This is a genomic window from Pseudomonas spartinae (genome assembly GCF_965197125.1).
GTDB classification, from domain to species: Bacteria; Pseudomonadota; Gammaproteobacteria; order Pseudomonadales; family Pseudomonadaceae; genus Aquipseudomonas; species Aquipseudomonas composti_A.
The window spans coordinates 452,064-465,552 of record NZ_CBDAMB010000002.1; the positions used below are offsets into that span (position 1 = coordinate 452,064).

13 protein-coding genes are annotated in these 13,489 nt (G+C 65.4%); 7 read left to right on the plus strand and 6 right to left on the minus strand.

Going from position 1 to position 13,489, the window contains the following annotated elements; genetic code table 11:
• Positions 1-47: 47 nt before the first annotated feature.
• From betC to ACN8M7_RS05975, 3 genes are read left to right on the plus strand one after another with little or no spacing between them, the layout of a single operon-like run.
• A complete protein-coding gene (betC, locus tag ACN8M7_RS05965) occupies positions 48-1,556 on the plus strand; it encodes a choline-sulfatase (protein WP_490260103.1) in 1,509 nt (502 codons plus the stop codon).
• 49 nt (positions 1,557-1,605) lie between these two features.
• On the plus strand, positions 1,606-2,526 hold the full coding sequence (gene choX, locus ACN8M7_RS05970) for a choline ABC transporter substrate-binding protein (RefSeq protein WP_061238889.1): 921 nt from the start codon (positions 1,606-1,608) through the stop codon (positions 2,524-2,526).
• A gap of 59 nt (positions 2,527-2,585) precedes the next feature.
• The gene (locus ACN8M7_RS05975) at positions 2,586-4,157 is read left to right on the plus strand and encodes a SulP family inorganic anion transporter (RefSeq protein WP_490260104.1); all 1,572 of its coding nucleotides are present in this window, start codon (positions 2,586-2,588) and stop codon (positions 4,155-4,157) included.
• 22 nt (positions 4,158-4,179) lie between these two features.
• On the opposite strand, the gene ACN8M7_RS05980 is transcribed toward ACN8M7_RS05975, so the two are convergent.
• The 3 genes from ACN8M7_RS05980 to hemF form a co-directional block, all read right to left on the minus strand.
• Complete coding sequence (locus ACN8M7_RS05980; protein ID WP_490260105.1) at positions 4,180-4,530, minus strand: DOPA 4,5-dioxygenase family protein; 351 nt, start codon at positions 4,528-4,530, stop codon at positions 4,180-4,182.
• 5 nt (positions 4,531-4,535) lie between these two features.
• A complete protein-coding gene (aroE, locus tag ACN8M7_RS05985) occupies positions 4,536-5,357 on the minus strand; it encodes a shikimate dehydrogenase (protein ID WP_061238886.1) in 822 nt (273 codons plus the stop codon).
• A gap of 162 nt (positions 5,358-5,519) precedes the next feature.
• The gene (gene hemF / locus ACN8M7_RS05990; protein ID WP_490260106.1) at positions 5,520-6,434 is read right to left on the minus strand and encodes an oxygen-dependent coproporphyrinogen oxidase; all 915 of its coding nucleotides are present in this window, start codon (positions 6,432-6,434) and stop codon (positions 5,520-5,522) included.
• Between the two features lie 147 nt (positions 6,435-6,581).
• Between hemF and ACN8M7_RS05995 the strand changes: the two genes are divergently transcribed.
• Positions 6,582-7,559, plus strand: a complete 978-nt coding sequence (locus tag ACN8M7_RS05995) for an NADPH:quinone reductase (protein WP_490260107.1) — start codon at positions 6,582-6,584, stop codon at positions 7,557-7,559.
• A gap of 96 nt (positions 7,560-7,655) precedes the next feature.
• Here the strand turns inward: ACN8M7_RS05995 and tsaC are convergent, their stop codons facing one another.
• The 3 genes from tsaC to ACN8M7_RS06010 all read right to left on the minus strand — a co-directional run bounded on the left by tsaC (position 7,656) and on the right by ACN8M7_RS06010 (position 10,515).
• The gene (gene tsaC / locus ACN8M7_RS06000; RefSeq protein ID WP_490260108.1) at positions 7,656-8,213 is read right to left on the minus strand and encodes an L-threonylcarbamoyladenylate synthase type 1 TsaC; all 558 of its coding nucleotides are present in this window, start codon (positions 8,211-8,213) and stop codon (positions 7,656-7,658) included.
• A gap of 76 nt (positions 8,214-8,289) precedes the next feature.
• Complete coding sequence (dprA, locus tag ACN8M7_RS06005) at positions 8,290-9,396, minus strand: DNA-processing protein DprA (RefSeq protein WP_490260109.1); 1,107 nt, start codon at positions 9,394-9,396, stop codon at positions 8,290-8,292.
• A gap of 81 nt (positions 9,397-9,477) precedes the next feature.
• Positions 9,478-10,515: a LysM peptidoglycan-binding domain-containing protein gene (locus tag ACN8M7_RS06010; protein ID WP_061238882.1), complete on the minus strand. Its 1,038-nt coding sequence runs from the start codon at positions 10,513-10,515 to the stop codon at positions 9,478-9,480.
• Between the two features lie 153 nt (positions 10,516-10,668).
• On the opposite strand from ACN8M7_RS06010, the gene def reads away from it, so the two are divergent.
• Genes def through rsmB form a run of 3 tightly spaced genes read left to right on the plus strand, consistent with a single transcriptional unit; the run spans position 10,669 to position 13,485 of the window.
• A complete protein-coding gene (gene def / locus ACN8M7_RS06015) occupies positions 10,669-11,175 on the plus strand; it encodes a peptide deformylase (protein ID WP_061238881.1) in 507 nt (168 codons plus the stop codon).
• Between the two features lie 55 nt (positions 11,176-11,230).
• Positions 11,231-12,175 carry a methionyl-tRNA formyltransferase gene (gene fmt / locus ACN8M7_RS06020; RefSeq protein WP_490260110.1) on the plus strand — a complete coding sequence of 315 codons (945 nt, stop codon included), beginning with the start codon at positions 11,231-11,233 and terminating at the stop codon, positions 12,173-12,175.
• Complete coding sequence (gene rsmB, locus ACN8M7_RS06025; protein ID WP_490260111.1) at positions 12,172-13,485, plus strand: 16S rRNA (cytosine(967)-C(5))-methyltransferase RsmB; 1,314 nt, start codon at positions 12,172-12,174, stop codon at positions 13,483-13,485. The genes fmt and rsmB overlap by 4 nt, the downstream gene beginning before the upstream one ends.
• Positions 13,486-13,489 lie beyond the last annotated feature (4 nt).

Genomic DNA, 13,489 nt, shown 5'->3' on the forward strand with positions numbered 1-13,489 from the left:
GGTGCCCGCACTGTCGCATAAACCAACAATATGGAATACCCGCCACCATGAAGCGCCCGAACATCCTCTTCATCATGGCCGACCAGATGGCCGCACCGATCCTGCCGCTGCACGATGCCGCCTCGCCGGTGCAGATGCCCAACCTGATGAAGCTGGCCGAACAGGCCGTGGTGTTCGACTCGGCCTACTGCAACAGCCCGCTCTGCGCGCCGTCGCGCTTCACCCTGGTCAGCGGCCGGCTGCCGTCGAAGATCGGCGCCTACGACAATGCCGCCGACTTCCCCGCCGATGTGCCGACCTACGCCCACTACCTGCGCCGTCTCGGCTACCGCACCGCGCTGTCGGGCAAGATGCACTTCTGCGGCCCCGACCAGCTGCACGGCTACGAGGAGCGCCTGACCAGCGACATCTACCCGGCCGACTACGGCTGGGCGGTGAACTGGGACGAGCCGGACGTGCGCGCCAGCTGGTACCACAACATGTCCTCGGTGCTGCAGGCCGGCCCCTGCGTGCGCAGCAACCAGCTGGATTTCGACGAGGAGGTGGTATTCAAGGCCCGCCAATACCTCTACGACCACGTGCGCCTGACGCCCGAACAACCGTTCTGCCTGACCGTGTCGATGACCCACCCACACGACCCCTACACCATCCCCCGCGAATACTGGGATCGCTACGAGGGCGTGGACATCCCCCTGCCGCGCCAGCACATCGAACAGGCCGAGCAGGACCCGCACTCGCAGCGCCTGCTCAAGGTCATCGACCTGTGGGACAAACCGCTGCCCGAGGACAAGATCCGCGACGCCCGCCGCGCCTACTTCGGTGCCTGCAGCTACATCGACGACAACATCGGCAAGTTGCTGAGGACCCTGGAAGAATGCGGCCTGGCAGACGACACCCTGATCGTCTTCTCTGGCGACCATGGCGACATGCTTGGCGAGCGCGGCCTTTGGTACAAGATGCACTGGTTCGAGATGTCCGCCCGTGTGCCGCTGCTGGTACACGCGCCCAAGCGCTTCACCGCGCAGCGTGTCAGTCAGTCGGTGTCGACCCTCGACCTGCTGCCGACGCTGGTGGAACTGGCTGGCGGCCAGGTCGATGCCGGCCTGGCGCTGGAGGGGCAATCGCTGCTGCCGCACCTCAAGGGCGAGGGCGGGCACGACGAGGTACTCGGCGAATACATGGCCGAAGGTACCGACAGCCCGCTGATGATGATCCGCCGTGGGCCGTGGAAGTTCGTCTACTCCGAACGCGACCCGCTGCTGCTGTTCAATCTCGACAGTGATCCGCAGGAGCGCCAGAACCTGGCCGACTGCAGCGAGCACAAGGGCATCCTCGCCGGCTTCATCGCCGAGGTTCGCGAGCGCTGGGACATCCCGGCCATTCACGCGGCCACCCTGGCCAGCCAGCGCCGCCGACGCCTGGTGGCCGACGCCCTGAGCCAGGGCAAGCTGACCAGCTGGGATCACCAGCCCTGGGTCGACGCCAGCGAGCAATACATGCGCAACCACATCGACCTCGACGACCTGGAGCGCCGCGCGCGCTTCCCGCAGGTGTGAACCGTTACCGACTGCCGCCCCTAAAACAGAAGAAAAAAGGAGAGACGCCATGAACCGATTCAGCGTGCTACTGATCGCCGCCACGCTCACCAGTGCTGGCAACGCCTGGGCCGAAGATGCCGCCTGCGACACGGTCAAGCTGGGTGATCCGGGCTGGAGCGATATCGCCGTGACCAACGGCATCGCCAGCTTCCTGCTCGACGGCCTGGGCTACAAGGCGCAAAGCCAGACCCTGGCCGTACCGATCATCTTCGCCGGGCTGCAGAAGGGCCAGGTCGACGTGTTCCTCGGTAACTGGATGCCGGCGCAGCAGAGCAACTACGACAAGTTCGTCGCCAGTGGCGAGGTGGACAAGGTCGCGCAGAACCTGGAAGGCACCGAATACACCCTGGCGGTACCCACCTACGCCTATGAGGCCGGGGTGAAGACCTTCGCCGACCTCGACAAGCACGCCGACAAGTTCGGCAAGAAGCTCTACGGCATCGCCTCCGGCTCGCCGGCCAACGAGTCGATCAAGCAGATGATAGCCGCCGACGAATTCGGCCTTGGCGACTGGAAGCTGGTGGAGTCCAGCGAACAGGCGATGCTGGTACAGGTCGGCCGCGCAGTGAAGCGCGATCAGTTCGTGGTGTTCCTCGGCTGGACGCCGCACCCGATGAACGTGCAGTACGACATGAAGTACCTCAAGGGCGGCGAGAAGTATTTCGGCGACAGCGGCCAGGTCAACACCCTGGCGCGCAAGGGCTATGCCGCGCAGTGCCCGAATGTCGGCAAGCTGCTGAGCCAGCTGCGCTTCACCCAGGATATGGAGAACAGCATCATGGATCAGGTACTGAGCAAGCAGGCCAGCAATGACGCGGCGATCAAGGCCTGGCTCAAGGCCAACCCGCAGGTGCTCGATGGCTGGTTGCAGGGCGTGACCACCCGTGACGGCGGCGACGGCCTGGCCGCAGTGAAGGCGCGGCTTTGAATTAACCGCTGCAAATGAGTAGGGTGGAGTCGCCTGCGGCCCACCCTCGACCCTAACCAATGCGCCTACCTGACCAACAGACCCTGCTGCCGTTTCTACGCTGGTTGCCCGGCACCAGTCGCAAGACCTTCGGCAATGACCTGCTGGTGGGCCTGACCGGCGCCATCCTGGCCCTGCCACAGTCACTGGCCTACGCGCTGATTGCCGGCCTGCCGGCCGAGTATGGCCTGTACGCCGCCATAGTGCCGGTGATCATCGCCTGCCTGTGGGGCTCGTCCTGGCACCTGATCTGCGGACCGACCGCGGCCATTTCCATCGTCCTGTTCACCAGCGTCAGCCCCATGGCACGCATGGGCAGCGACGAATTCATCGCCCTGATCCTGCTGCTGACCTTTCTCGCCGGGCTGTTCCAGTGGCTGCTCGGTTTGCTGCGCTTCGGCGCGTTGGTGAACTTCGTCTCGCAATCGGTGGTGCTCGGCTTCACCCTCGGCGCGGCATTGGTCATCGCCATCGGGCAGATGCCCAATCTGCTCGGCGTCGAGGTCGACAGCCAACCCACGGCATTGACCAGCCTGCTGCAGATCGGCCAGCACCTGCCGCAGGCGCACTGGCCCAGCGTGGCATTGGCGGCCTTCACCCTGCTGCTCAGCCTGGCCGTGCGCCGCCTGTGGCCGAAACTGCCCGCGCTGCTGATCGGCCTGGTCAGTGGCAGCCTGCTGGCCTGGTTGTTGCCTGCGCGTTTCGCCGATGAAATCGCCCTGGTGGCGCCCTTCGCCGGCGGCCTGCCGCCGCTGACGATGCTCAGTTTCGATCTCGACGATGTGCTGCGCCTGCTGCCGGCGGCAGTGGCCTGCGGCATGCTCGGGCTGGTCACCAGCCTGTCCATCGCCCGCGCACTGGCGGTCAAATCACACCAATTCCTCGATGCCAACCAGGAAGTTCGCGCCCAAGGGCTGTCCAACATCATCGGCCCGTGGTTCTCCGGCTCGCTGTCGGCCGGCTCCTTCACCCGCTCGGCGCTGAACCTGCAGGCTGGCGCCCGTACGCCGCTGGCCGGGGTGTTCTCGGCGCTGCTGGTGGCGCTGTTCGCGGTGTTCGGCGCGGCGCTGCTGACACATATCCCGCTGCCGGTGATGGCGGCCGGCATCCTGCTGATCTGCTGGGGCCTGGTGGATCTGCCGGCGATCCGCGCGTTGCGCCGGGTCAGCCGCTCTGAGTTCGCGGTGATGCTGCTGACCTTCGCCGCGACCCTGGTGCTGGAACTGCAGACGGCGATCTACGCCGGCGTGCTGGCCTCGCTGTTCTTCTACCTCAAGCGCACCTCGCAGCCGCGTGTGCGCCTGTGGCACGACGGCGACGACGAGGTGCTGCGCATCGACGGCTCGATCTTCTTCGGCGCCTGCCAGTACATCCAGCAGCTGCTGCAGCGCAGCCGCGGGCAACGCCTGGTGATCGACGCGCGGCACATCAACTTCATCGACTACGCCGGGGTGGAAATGCTGCATCAGGAGGCGCGCCGCCTGCAGGGGCAGCAGCGCAGCCTGGTGCTGCGCCAGGCACGCCCGCAGGTGGTGGAGGAAATCCTCAAACTCGAAGGCGCCGAGCACTGTCCGGTACAGTTCGAGGATTGAGCCAGGCAGCTCGCTCCCGCCATTACTCGTCTGCGAGCACGCTCAGATCCAGCGGACGCACCTGACCAAGCCACAGCGGCCAGTCGCGATGATCGCGCAGCTCATCATCGGTGAGCGGGTGCACCAGCACGTTGAGTCCGTCGCGGTGCTGCATCAGCCAGGGCACCAGTTCGCCGAACAGATCGGGACGAAAGGCCAGCTGACAACTCCAGTCCGGGTGCGGACCGACCGGGCGCTCGTGCATCCGCCCCATCTTCAACGGGAAACGCCGCGCGGCTTCTTCGCACAACGCCCGTGCCTGGTCGAGGCTGCCAGCGTCGAAGTAGACGTGGGCGTGATAGCCCCTGATCCTCGGCAGCGCGTCTTCACCCATGCGCGCTAGCCCGCCAGCTGACGGCGTAGCTCGGCCAGCACCGGCGCCGTGTCAGGGCGCACGCCTCGCCACAACTCGAACGCCTCGGCCGCTTGTTCGACCAGCATGCCCAGGCCGTCGAGGCAACGCGCCGCACCTTGTTCGGCGGCCCAGCGGTTGAAGGCGGTCGGTTCCTTGGCGTACATCATGTCGTAGCAGACCGTGTGACCCGGCTGGATCAGCCCCGGCGCGATCGGCGGCAGCTCACCGCCGAGGCTGGCCGAAGTGCCGTTGACGATCAGGTCCACCGGCGCATCGATCCAGTCGAAACCGGCCGCAACCAGCGGGCCGAGATCGGCGAATTCGCGCACCAGTTGTTCGGCCTTGGCCAGGGTACGGTTGGCGATCACCAGCACGGCTGGTTTCTGCGCCAGGAAGGGTTCGAGCACGCCGCGCACGGCGCCACCGGCACCGAGCAGCAGCACGCGCTTGCCGGCCAGGCTGAAGCCGGCGTTGTCCTGCAGGTCGCGGGTCAGGCCGGCGCCATCGGTGTTGTCGCCGAGCAGGCGACCGTCGGCCTGCTTCTTCAAGGTATTCACTGCGCCGGCGCGGCGAGCGCGCTCGGTCAGTTCATCGGCCAGGCGGAAGGCCTCTTCCTTGAACGGTACGGTGACGTTGCCACCCAGGCCGTCGACGAAGAACGCGCCGGCATTGCCGGTGAAATCGTCCAGTGGCGCCAGGCGCGCCTGGTAATCGAGCTGCTGGCCGGTCTGCTCGGCGAACAAGCGATGAATCAGCGGTGATTTGCTGTGGCTGATGGGGTTGCCGAAGACGCAGTAACGATCCATGGGAAATCCTGTTTGTGTAGGCGCCAGCTTGCTGGCGATTCGCTCTGCGGCCATATCGCCCGCAAGCGGGCTCCTACAGGGAAATGGCGCCAATTCGTAGCCCGGATGAAATCCGGGAGCGGTCGCTAAATTACCCCGGATTGCATCCGGGCTACAGGATCATTACGTGACCGAAAGCCAGTCGCGATCGGTCAGGAAGTACTCGGTCAGGCGCGCTTCCTCGCTACCCGGCTCAGGCTTCCAGTCGTAGCCCCAGCGCACGTGCGGCGGCAGCGACATGAGAATCGACTCGGTGCGCCCACCCGATTGCAGCCCGAACAGGGTGCCGCGGTCGAACACCAGGTTGAACTCCACATAGCGGCCACGCCGGAACGCCTGGAACTCGCGCTCGCGCTCACCGAAGGGGGTCAGCTTGCGGCGCTGCACGATGGGCAGGTAAGCCTGGATGTAGGCATCGCCGATGGCGCGGATGAAGGCGAAGCAGGTGTCGAAATCCCACTCGTTGAGGTCATCGAAGAACAGCCCGCCGATACCGCGCGGCTCGCCACGGTGCTTGAGGTGGAAATAGCGGTCGCACCAGGCCTTGTACTTCGCGTACACCTCGGCACCGAACGGCGCACAGGCGTCATGCGCGACCTGGTGCCAGAACACGCAGTCTTCCTCGTTGGCGTAGTAGGGCGTCAGGTCGAAGCCGCCACCGAACCACCACACCGGTTCCTCGCCTTCTTTCTCGGCGCTGAAGAAGCGCACGTTGGCGTGCGAGGTGGGCACATGAGGGTTTTCCGGGTGGATCACCAGCGACACGCCGAGGGCCTGGAAGCCGCGTCCGGCCAGTTCCGGACGGTGGGCGCTGGCCGAAGGCGGCAGGCTGTCGCCGAACACGTGGGAGAAGTTGACCCCGCCTTTCTCGATCAGCGCGCCGTTCTCGATCACCCGCGTGCGGCCACCGCCGCCGGCCGGACGCTGCCAGGCATCCTCGATGAACACGGCCTGGCCGTCTTCGGTTTGCAGGGCAGAGCAGATGCGGTCTTGCAGGTCGAGCAGGTAGGCCTTCACGGCCTCGGTACGGTCAGTCACGGCGGCACCTTGAACAGAGAGCAGGTCGAAATCGGCGGGCAGCATAGCATTCACCCTGGTACATCCGCAGTTGACGTCGGTCAATCGGGACGATTGGATAGGCTCTTTCGCCGCTTGCAGCGGCGCCGATCAGACAAGGAATCCGAGATGGCCAAGCGCATTCAGTTCAGCCAGCACGGCGACAGCGACGTGCTGCAATACCATGACTACCAGCCCGCAGCGCCGGGCCCGCGCGAGGTTCGGGTGGCCAACCGGGCCATCGGCCTGAACTTCATCGACACCTATTTCCGCAGCGGCCTGTATCAACCACCCGCGCTGCCTTCGAGCCTGGGCACAGAAGGTGCTGGCGTGGTCGAGGCGCTCGGCAGCGAGGTCGAAGGCCTCGAAGTGGGTGATCGCGTGGCCTACGCCACCGGCCCGCTTGGCGCATACAGCGAGCTGCACGTGCTGCCCGCCGACAAGCTGGTGAAGCTGCCGGAGAGCATCAGTTTCGAGCAGGCCGCCGCAGTGATGCTCAAGGGCCTGACCGTGCAATACCTGCTGCGCCAGACCTACGAGCTCCAGGGCGGCGAAACCATCCTGTTTCACGCCGCCGCTGGCGGTGTCGGCTCCTTCGCCTGCCAGTGGGCCAAGGCGCTGGGCGTCAAGCTGATCGGTACCGTCAGTTCGGCTGAAAAGGCGGCGCGCGCCAAGGAACAGGGCGCCTGGGCAACCATCGACTACAGCCATGAGAACGTCGTGCAGCGTGTGCTGGAGCTGACCGACGGCGCCAAGTGTCCGGTGGTCTATGACGGCGTCGGCAAGGACACCTGGGAGACTTCGCTGGACTGTGTGGCGCCACGCGGCCTGCTGGTCAGCTTCGGCAACGCCTCAGGCGCCGTGACCGGGGTCAACCTGGGCATCCTGGCGCAAAAGGGATCGCTGTACGTCACCCGCCCGACCCTGGCCGGCTACGCCACCAGCGCCCCGCGCCTGCAGGCCATGGCCGATGAGCTGTTCGGCATGATCGCCAGCGGCAAGCTGCAGGTGGAAATCAGCAATCGCTACGCGCTGAAAGATGCCGCCGCCGCCCAGGATGCACTGAGCGCACGGCAGACCACCGGCTCGACCATCCTGCTGCCGTGAACAGGCACTCAGAGTACTAAGACAGTCGCGGCTAAAGCCCCTCCCACAGTCGGGTCAGCTGGAGGGAGGCGCTTTAGCCGCGAGTTCTCTGGCTCTTCAGGACGGGCGAATCACATCACCCGTGCGCAGATCGCGAATCAGACTGGGGTTCTTGCGTCCGCCCAATGAGCCACCGAGCACCTTGTCCAACTCCCCTGGAAAGTACTGCTCGACGCGCAGCCGCGAACGCGCCGACGGGCGCCCCGCCGGGTTGGCCGAGGTGGAGATCAGCGGCCCGGTGTAGCGGCATAGCGCGCGCACCAGCGGATGATCGCTGACGCGCAGGGCGACGGAGTCATGCATGCCAGTGACCCACTCGGGGAGGCGATTCTGGTGTGGCACCAGCCAGGTGTTCGGGCCCGGCCAGCTGCCGGCCAGGCGTTCCTGCCAGACGTCCGGCAGGTCATCGAGCAGGAAGTCGAACTGCTCAATGTCATCGGCCACCAGGATCAGGCCTTTGTGCACGGGCCGCTCCTTGAGCGCGAGCAGGCGATCAACCGCTTCTTCGTTCCACGGATCGCAACCCAGCCCCCAGACTGCCTCGGTCGGATAGGCAATCACGCCGCCCTCACGCACCACACGCGCCGTTTGCTGTATCTGCCAGTTGCCGGCCATCGCCTGTCTCCCAATGAATCGATGGGCGGCAGTCTATCCAAGCCAGTCGGGACCTGCCACGGCCCAGGGCAGCTGTTCAGGTTCGGCTGCGTGCCAGCCAGTAGCCGGCCTCGTTGCACACCAGGCCATCGAGCTCCAGCTCGGTCAGCGCCGCCAGAACCTCTGCCAGTGGCCAGCCGCTGCTCTGCACCAATGCCTCGGTGCTGTGCGGCGCAGCATGCAGCAGGGCCAACAGTGGGTGCGAAGCCTCAGCGACCGGCATCGGCGCAGGAGGGGCAGCCGGCGCCTGCCAGCCACGCAAGGCTTCGAGAATATGCTCGATGCTTTCCACCAGCGTGGCGCCATCTCGAATCAGCTGGTGGCAGCCACGCGCGCCCGGGTGGTGGATGGAACCCGGAATGGCATAGACCTCACGCCCCTGTTCTGCGGCCAGCCTTGCGGTGATCAGCGAGCCACTCGAGGGGCTGGCCTCGACCACCAGCACACCAAGAGACAGACCGCTGATGATCCGGTTGCGCCGGGGAAAGTTGCTCGCCTGCGGCGGACAATCCAGCGGCAGCTCGGAGACCAGTGCGCCGCCTTGCTCGATGATCTGCGCCGCCAGCCCCACATGGCGACGCGGATACAGGCACTGCAAGCCGGTGCCCAGCACGGCCACGGTTTTACCGTTGCCTTCCAGCGCCCCCTGATGCGCAGCGCCATCGATACCCAATGCCAGCCCGCTGGTGATGACGAAACCTCCGGCAGCGAGGCTACGGGCAAAGGCACGCGCGTTATCCAGGCCGGGCTGAGAGGCGCGCCGGCTGCCGACCATCGCCAGTTGCGGCGCCTCCAGTACGCGTGGCTCACCGGCGACGAACAGCAGCGGCGGCGCGTCCGCCAACTCGGCGAGCAAAGCCGGGTAAGCCGGATCGTCCCACATCAACACATGCTGATCTGGCGCGTCCAGCCACTGCAGCGTGGCACGCGCCCTGTCGCGGATTTCCGCACTGCGCCGATGCTCGGCACAAGCGGCCGGCAGGCCCAGGGCACGCCAGGCACTGGCCGGCGCACTGAGCGCGGCCGAAGCACTGTCGAAAGCACTCAGGAGTTTGCGAAAACGCCGCGGCCCCAGCTCCGGCAGCAGATGCAGGCGCAGGCGGGCTTCAAGCTCGGCGGGGGAAAACGAGGAGGATGCAGACATGGCGACTCTTCCCTGATGAACCACGCCGCCATCCTGGCGGCCAGAAAGCACGAGCCCCGCATTCGCGGGGCTCGTCGGGTGTTACGGGTTGCGGACCTTGTCCATCACCGCAAGCTGGCGGCTGGCCTGCAATACCAGGCCGTAGCTGAGCTTGTCGTAGGTGCGGAACACCATGAGCAGGCCGGAACGCTCATCCGGGATCTTCACGTTTTCACCGGTGACGCGATCACGGACGGTTTCGCCAGTCCTGTAAACCGCCAGCACGTTGCCGATTTCCAGGCCGTCACGCGCCCCCTTGTTCAGGGTAACCACGTCGAACTGACCGATCTGGTTCACGCCACGCGGTACGTCGAGAATCACACCCTTGATCTCAGTAGCCGGCTCGCTGGGCATGAAAGTGGAGTTGATCGCACGCTCCTCGGTGGGGAACAGGCGGTCACCCAGACGTACTTCTTGCGTCGAGCGGCTCAGAATCAGCGTACCGATATCGCCTTCCTCGGCAACGATCTCGCCGGTACCGATGTCGTCGGCGTTGATACCCAGAAATTCTTTTGATTCTGGATCAACGTAAGTTTTGCCCTGACGGAAGATGCCGTAGACCGGATGCTCTTCATCAAACTTGCCGCGAGCATAGATGCGATCGCCGGCACCACTGACTACGCGCTCGGCATTGCCCGCGACGACATAGGGCTTGTCGTTGAACTCTTCCGGGGAATCGACGATGCGGTTGCTCAGCAGGAAGCTGTTGATCGCCTCCAGCGGGATGGTCGGGATTGCCTCGGCCATCGGCGTGCTGCGCACCTGCGGCGACAGCTTGATGGTACCGCGCGACTCGCCGCGGTTGAGCATCAGGCGCGGCTGGCCGTCGATGTAGACCAGGTTGAGGATATCACCGGGGTAGATCAGGTGCGGATTGGCGACCTGCGGGTTAGCGTGCCAGATTTCCGGCCACTTCCACGGCTGGCTGAGGAATTTGCCGGAGATATCCCAGAGGGTATCGCCCTTGACCACGGTATAACGGTCCGGATGACCGTCCTTGAGTTGCACTGCGGCCTGAGCCATGCAGGTCAGGACCATTCCGCCAGCTGCCAGGAGCAGGGCGAGTAGTGATTTCCTCATACGGTGAATCCCTTTATTATGTGCCTTCACGTAAAGCGCCCTAGCGCCGCGTGCCAAACCCGCTGATTACGCGGCGTGAAGCCGTTTTTCAATGCTGTTCATCATCTTAGCAGCGGATTTTGACTTTATTCTACAAGTGCATCACAAACGCATATGGCGATCCTGAATATCCTCGAGTTTCCTGATCCACGCCTGCGTACCATCGCCAAACCGGTGGACGTCGTGGACGACTCCATCCGTCAATTGGTCGACGACATGTTCGAGACCATGTATGACGCTCCCGGTATCGGCCTGGCCGCGACGCAGGTCAACGTGCACAAGCGCGTGGTGGTCATGGACCTGTCCGAGGACAAGTCCGAGCCGCGGGTTTTCATCAACCCCGAGTTCGAGTCATTGACCGAGGAGATGGACCAGTACCAGGAAGGCTGCCTGTCGGTGCCCGGCTTCTATGAGAACGTCGACCGCCCGCAGAAGGTCAAGATCAAGGCACTGGACCGTGATGGCCAGCCTTACGAGCTGATCGCCGAAGGCCTGCTGGCTGTGTGCATCCAGCACGAGTGCGATCACCTCAACGGCAAGCTGTTCGTCGACTACCTGTCCAGCCTCAAGCGCGACCGCATCAAGAAGAAGCTGGAAAAACAGCATCGTCAGCGCGCTTGAACCCGATGCCAGAAGGCTTGCTACGGCAAGCCTTTTTTTATTTTAGCGAGCCCCCATGCCTGATTCATTGCGTATCGTCTTTGCCGGCACCCCGGAATTCGCCGCCGAGCACCTCAAGGCCTTGCTGGCCAGCCAGCACGAGATCATCGCCGTCTACACCCAGCCGGATCGCCCGGCAGGTCGCGGCCAGAAGCTGATGCCCAGCCCGGTCAAGCAGCTCGCCACCGCGCACGGCATCCCGGTCTACCAACCGGCCAGCCTGCGCAAGGAAGAGGCACAGGCCGAGCTGGCCGCGCTCAAGCCGGACCTGATGGTGGTGGTGGCCTACGGCCTGATCCTGCCGCAGGTGGTGCTCGACATCCCACGCCTGGGCTGTATCAACAGCCACGCATCCTTGCTGCCGCGCTGGCGTGGCGCCGCGCCGATCCAGCGTGCGGTGCAGGCTGGCGACGCCGAGAGTGGCGTCACCGTGATGCAGATGGAAGCCGGTCTCGATACCGGACCGATGCTGCTCAAGGTGACCACCCCGATCAGCGCCAGCGACACCGGCGGCAGCCTGCACGACCGCCTCGCCCAGCTTGGCCCGCAGGCCGTGCTGCAGGCCATCGACAGCCTGGCCGCGGGTACGCTGAAAGGCCAAGTACAGGACGATGCGCTGGCCAACTACGCGCACAAGCTGAACAAGGAAGAAGCGCTTCTGGACTTCAGCCGCCCTGCCGTCGAACTGGAGCGCCTGATACGCGCCTTCCACCCCTGGCCGATCTGCCACACCACGCTCAGCGGCGATGCGCTGAAAGTCCATGCCGCCGAGATCGGGGAGGGCAAGGGCGCTCCGGGCAGCATTCTTGCCGCCGACAAACATGGCCTGACCGTGGCCTGTGGCGAGGGTGCGCTGCGCCTGACTCGCCTGCAGTTGCCTGGCGGCAAGCCGCTGGCCTTCAGTGATCTGTACAACAGCCGCCGCGAGCAGTTCACCCCCGGCCTGGTAGTCGGCCAATGAACCCACGCCTGGCCGCCGCCCGCGCCCTGACCGCCGTGCTCTCGGGCAAAGCCTCGCTGGGCAGCAGCCTGCCGCCGCAGCTGGACAAGGTCGAGCACCACGACCGCGCCCTGGCGCAGGATCTGGCCTTCGGCGCCGCACGCTGGCAGCCGCGCCTGCAACTGCTGGCTGAGAAGCTGCTGGAAAAGCCCTTCAAGGCTGCCGACAAAGACGTCGAAGCGCTGCTGCTGATCGGCCTCTACCAGTTGCTGCACAGCCGCATCCCCGAACACGCCGCCATCGGCGAGACGGTTGGCTGCGCCGGTGCGCTGAAGAAGCCCTGGGCCAAGGGCCTGCTCAACGCCGTACTGCGCCGCGCCCAGCGCGAGCATGAAGCCCTGTTCGCCGAACTGGATCGCGACCCGGTGCTGCATACCGCCCATCCGCGCTGGCTGCAGAAGGCACTCAAGACGCACTGGCCCGAGCATTGGCAGGCCATCTGCGCCGCCAACAACGCCCACCCGCCGCTGATCCTGCGGGTCAATCGCCGTCACGGCAGCCGCGACGACTATCTAACAGAACTGCGCGATGCCGGGATCGGTGCCGAACCCTGCACCTTCAGCCGCGATGGCGTGCGCCTGCTGCAGCCCTGCGACGTAACCAGCCTGCCGGGCTTCAAGGAGGGCCGCGTCAGCGTGCAGGACGAAGCCGCGCAGCTGGCCGCCGACCTGCTCGAACTGGCGCCCGGCCAACGCGTGCTGGATGCCTGCGCCGCCCCTGGCGGCAAGACCTGCCACCTGCTGGAAGTCGAGCCTGGGCTGGCCGAGGTGGTCGCTGTCGATCTGGAGGCCAAGCGCCTGACACGCGTGCGCGAGAACCTCGAGCGCCTGCACCTGCAGGCCACGCTAATCGCCGCCGACGGCCGCGACACCGCCGCCTGGTGGGACGGTAAGCCGTTTCAGCGTATTCTGCTCGACGCGCCCTGCTCGGCCACTGGGGTGATCCGCCGTCATCCGGACATCAAGCTGACCCGCCAGCCCGAGGATATTCCCGCCCTGGCCCAGCTGCAGGGCGAGCTGCTCGACGCCCTATGGCCAACCCTGGCACCGGGCGGCATCCTGCTCTACGCCACCTGTTCGGTGCTGCCGACGGAAAACAGCGAAACCATCGCCGCGTTTCTGGCCCGCACCGCAGATGCTCAGGAAGTCGCCATCGCCGGCGAGTTCGGCCTGCAGCCCGCCCATGGCCGCCAGTTGCTGCCGCAGCTGGACGGCCACGACGGCTTCTACTATGCCAAGCTGATAAAGACCGCTGTGACCAGCCACAGCTAACGGA

What these genes read in the sequence shown, in the direction of transcription:
- rsmB (WP_490260111.1), top strand. Translation starts at nt 12,172, where the DNA reads ATGAACCCACGCCTGGCCGCCGCCCGCGCCCTGACCGCCGTGCTCTCG.
- choX (WP_061238889.1), top strand. Translation starts at nt 1,606, where the DNA reads ATGAACCGATTCAGCGTGCTACTGATCGCCGCCACGCTCACCAGTGCT.
- fmt (WP_490260110.1), top strand. Translation starts at nt 11,231, where the DNA reads ATGCCTGATTCATTGCGTATCGTCTTTGCCGGCACCCCGGAATTCGCC.
- betC (WP_490260103.1), top strand. Translation starts at nt 48, where the DNA reads ATGAAGCGCCCGAACATCCTCTTCATCATGGCCGACCAGATGGCCGCA.
- aroE (WP_061238886.1), bottom strand. Translation starts at nt 5,357, where the DNA reads ATGGATCGTTACTGCGTCTTCGGCAACCCCATCAGCCACAGCAAATCA.
- ACN8M7_RS05995 (WP_490260107.1), top strand. Translation starts at nt 6,582, where the DNA reads ATGGCCAAGCGCATTCAGTTCAGCCAGCACGGCGACAGCGACGTGCTG.
- def (WP_061238881.1), top strand. Translation starts at nt 10,669, where the DNA reads ATGGCGATCCTGAATATCCTCGAGTTTCCTGATCCACGCCTGCGTACC.
- ACN8M7_RS05980 (WP_490260105.1), bottom strand. Translation starts at nt 4,530, where the DNA reads ATGGGTGAAGACGCGCTGCCGAGGATCAGGGGCTATCACGCCCACGTC.
- dprA (WP_490260109.1), bottom strand. Translation starts at nt 9,396, where the DNA reads ATGTCTGCATCCTCCTCGTTTTCCCCCGCCGAGCTTGAAGCCCGCCTG.
- ACN8M7_RS05975 (WP_490260104.1), top strand. Translation starts at nt 2,586, where the DNA reads ATGCGCCTACCTGACCAACAGACCCTGCTGCCGTTTCTACGCTGGTTG.
- ACN8M7_RS06010 (WP_061238882.1), bottom strand. Translation starts at nt 10,515, where the DNA reads ATGAGGAAATCACTACTCGCCCTGCTCCTGGCAGCTGGCGGAATGGTC.
- tsaC (WP_490260108.1), bottom strand. Translation starts at nt 8,213, where the DNA reads ATGGCCGGCAACTGGCAGATACAGCAAACGGCGCGTGTGGTGCGTGAG.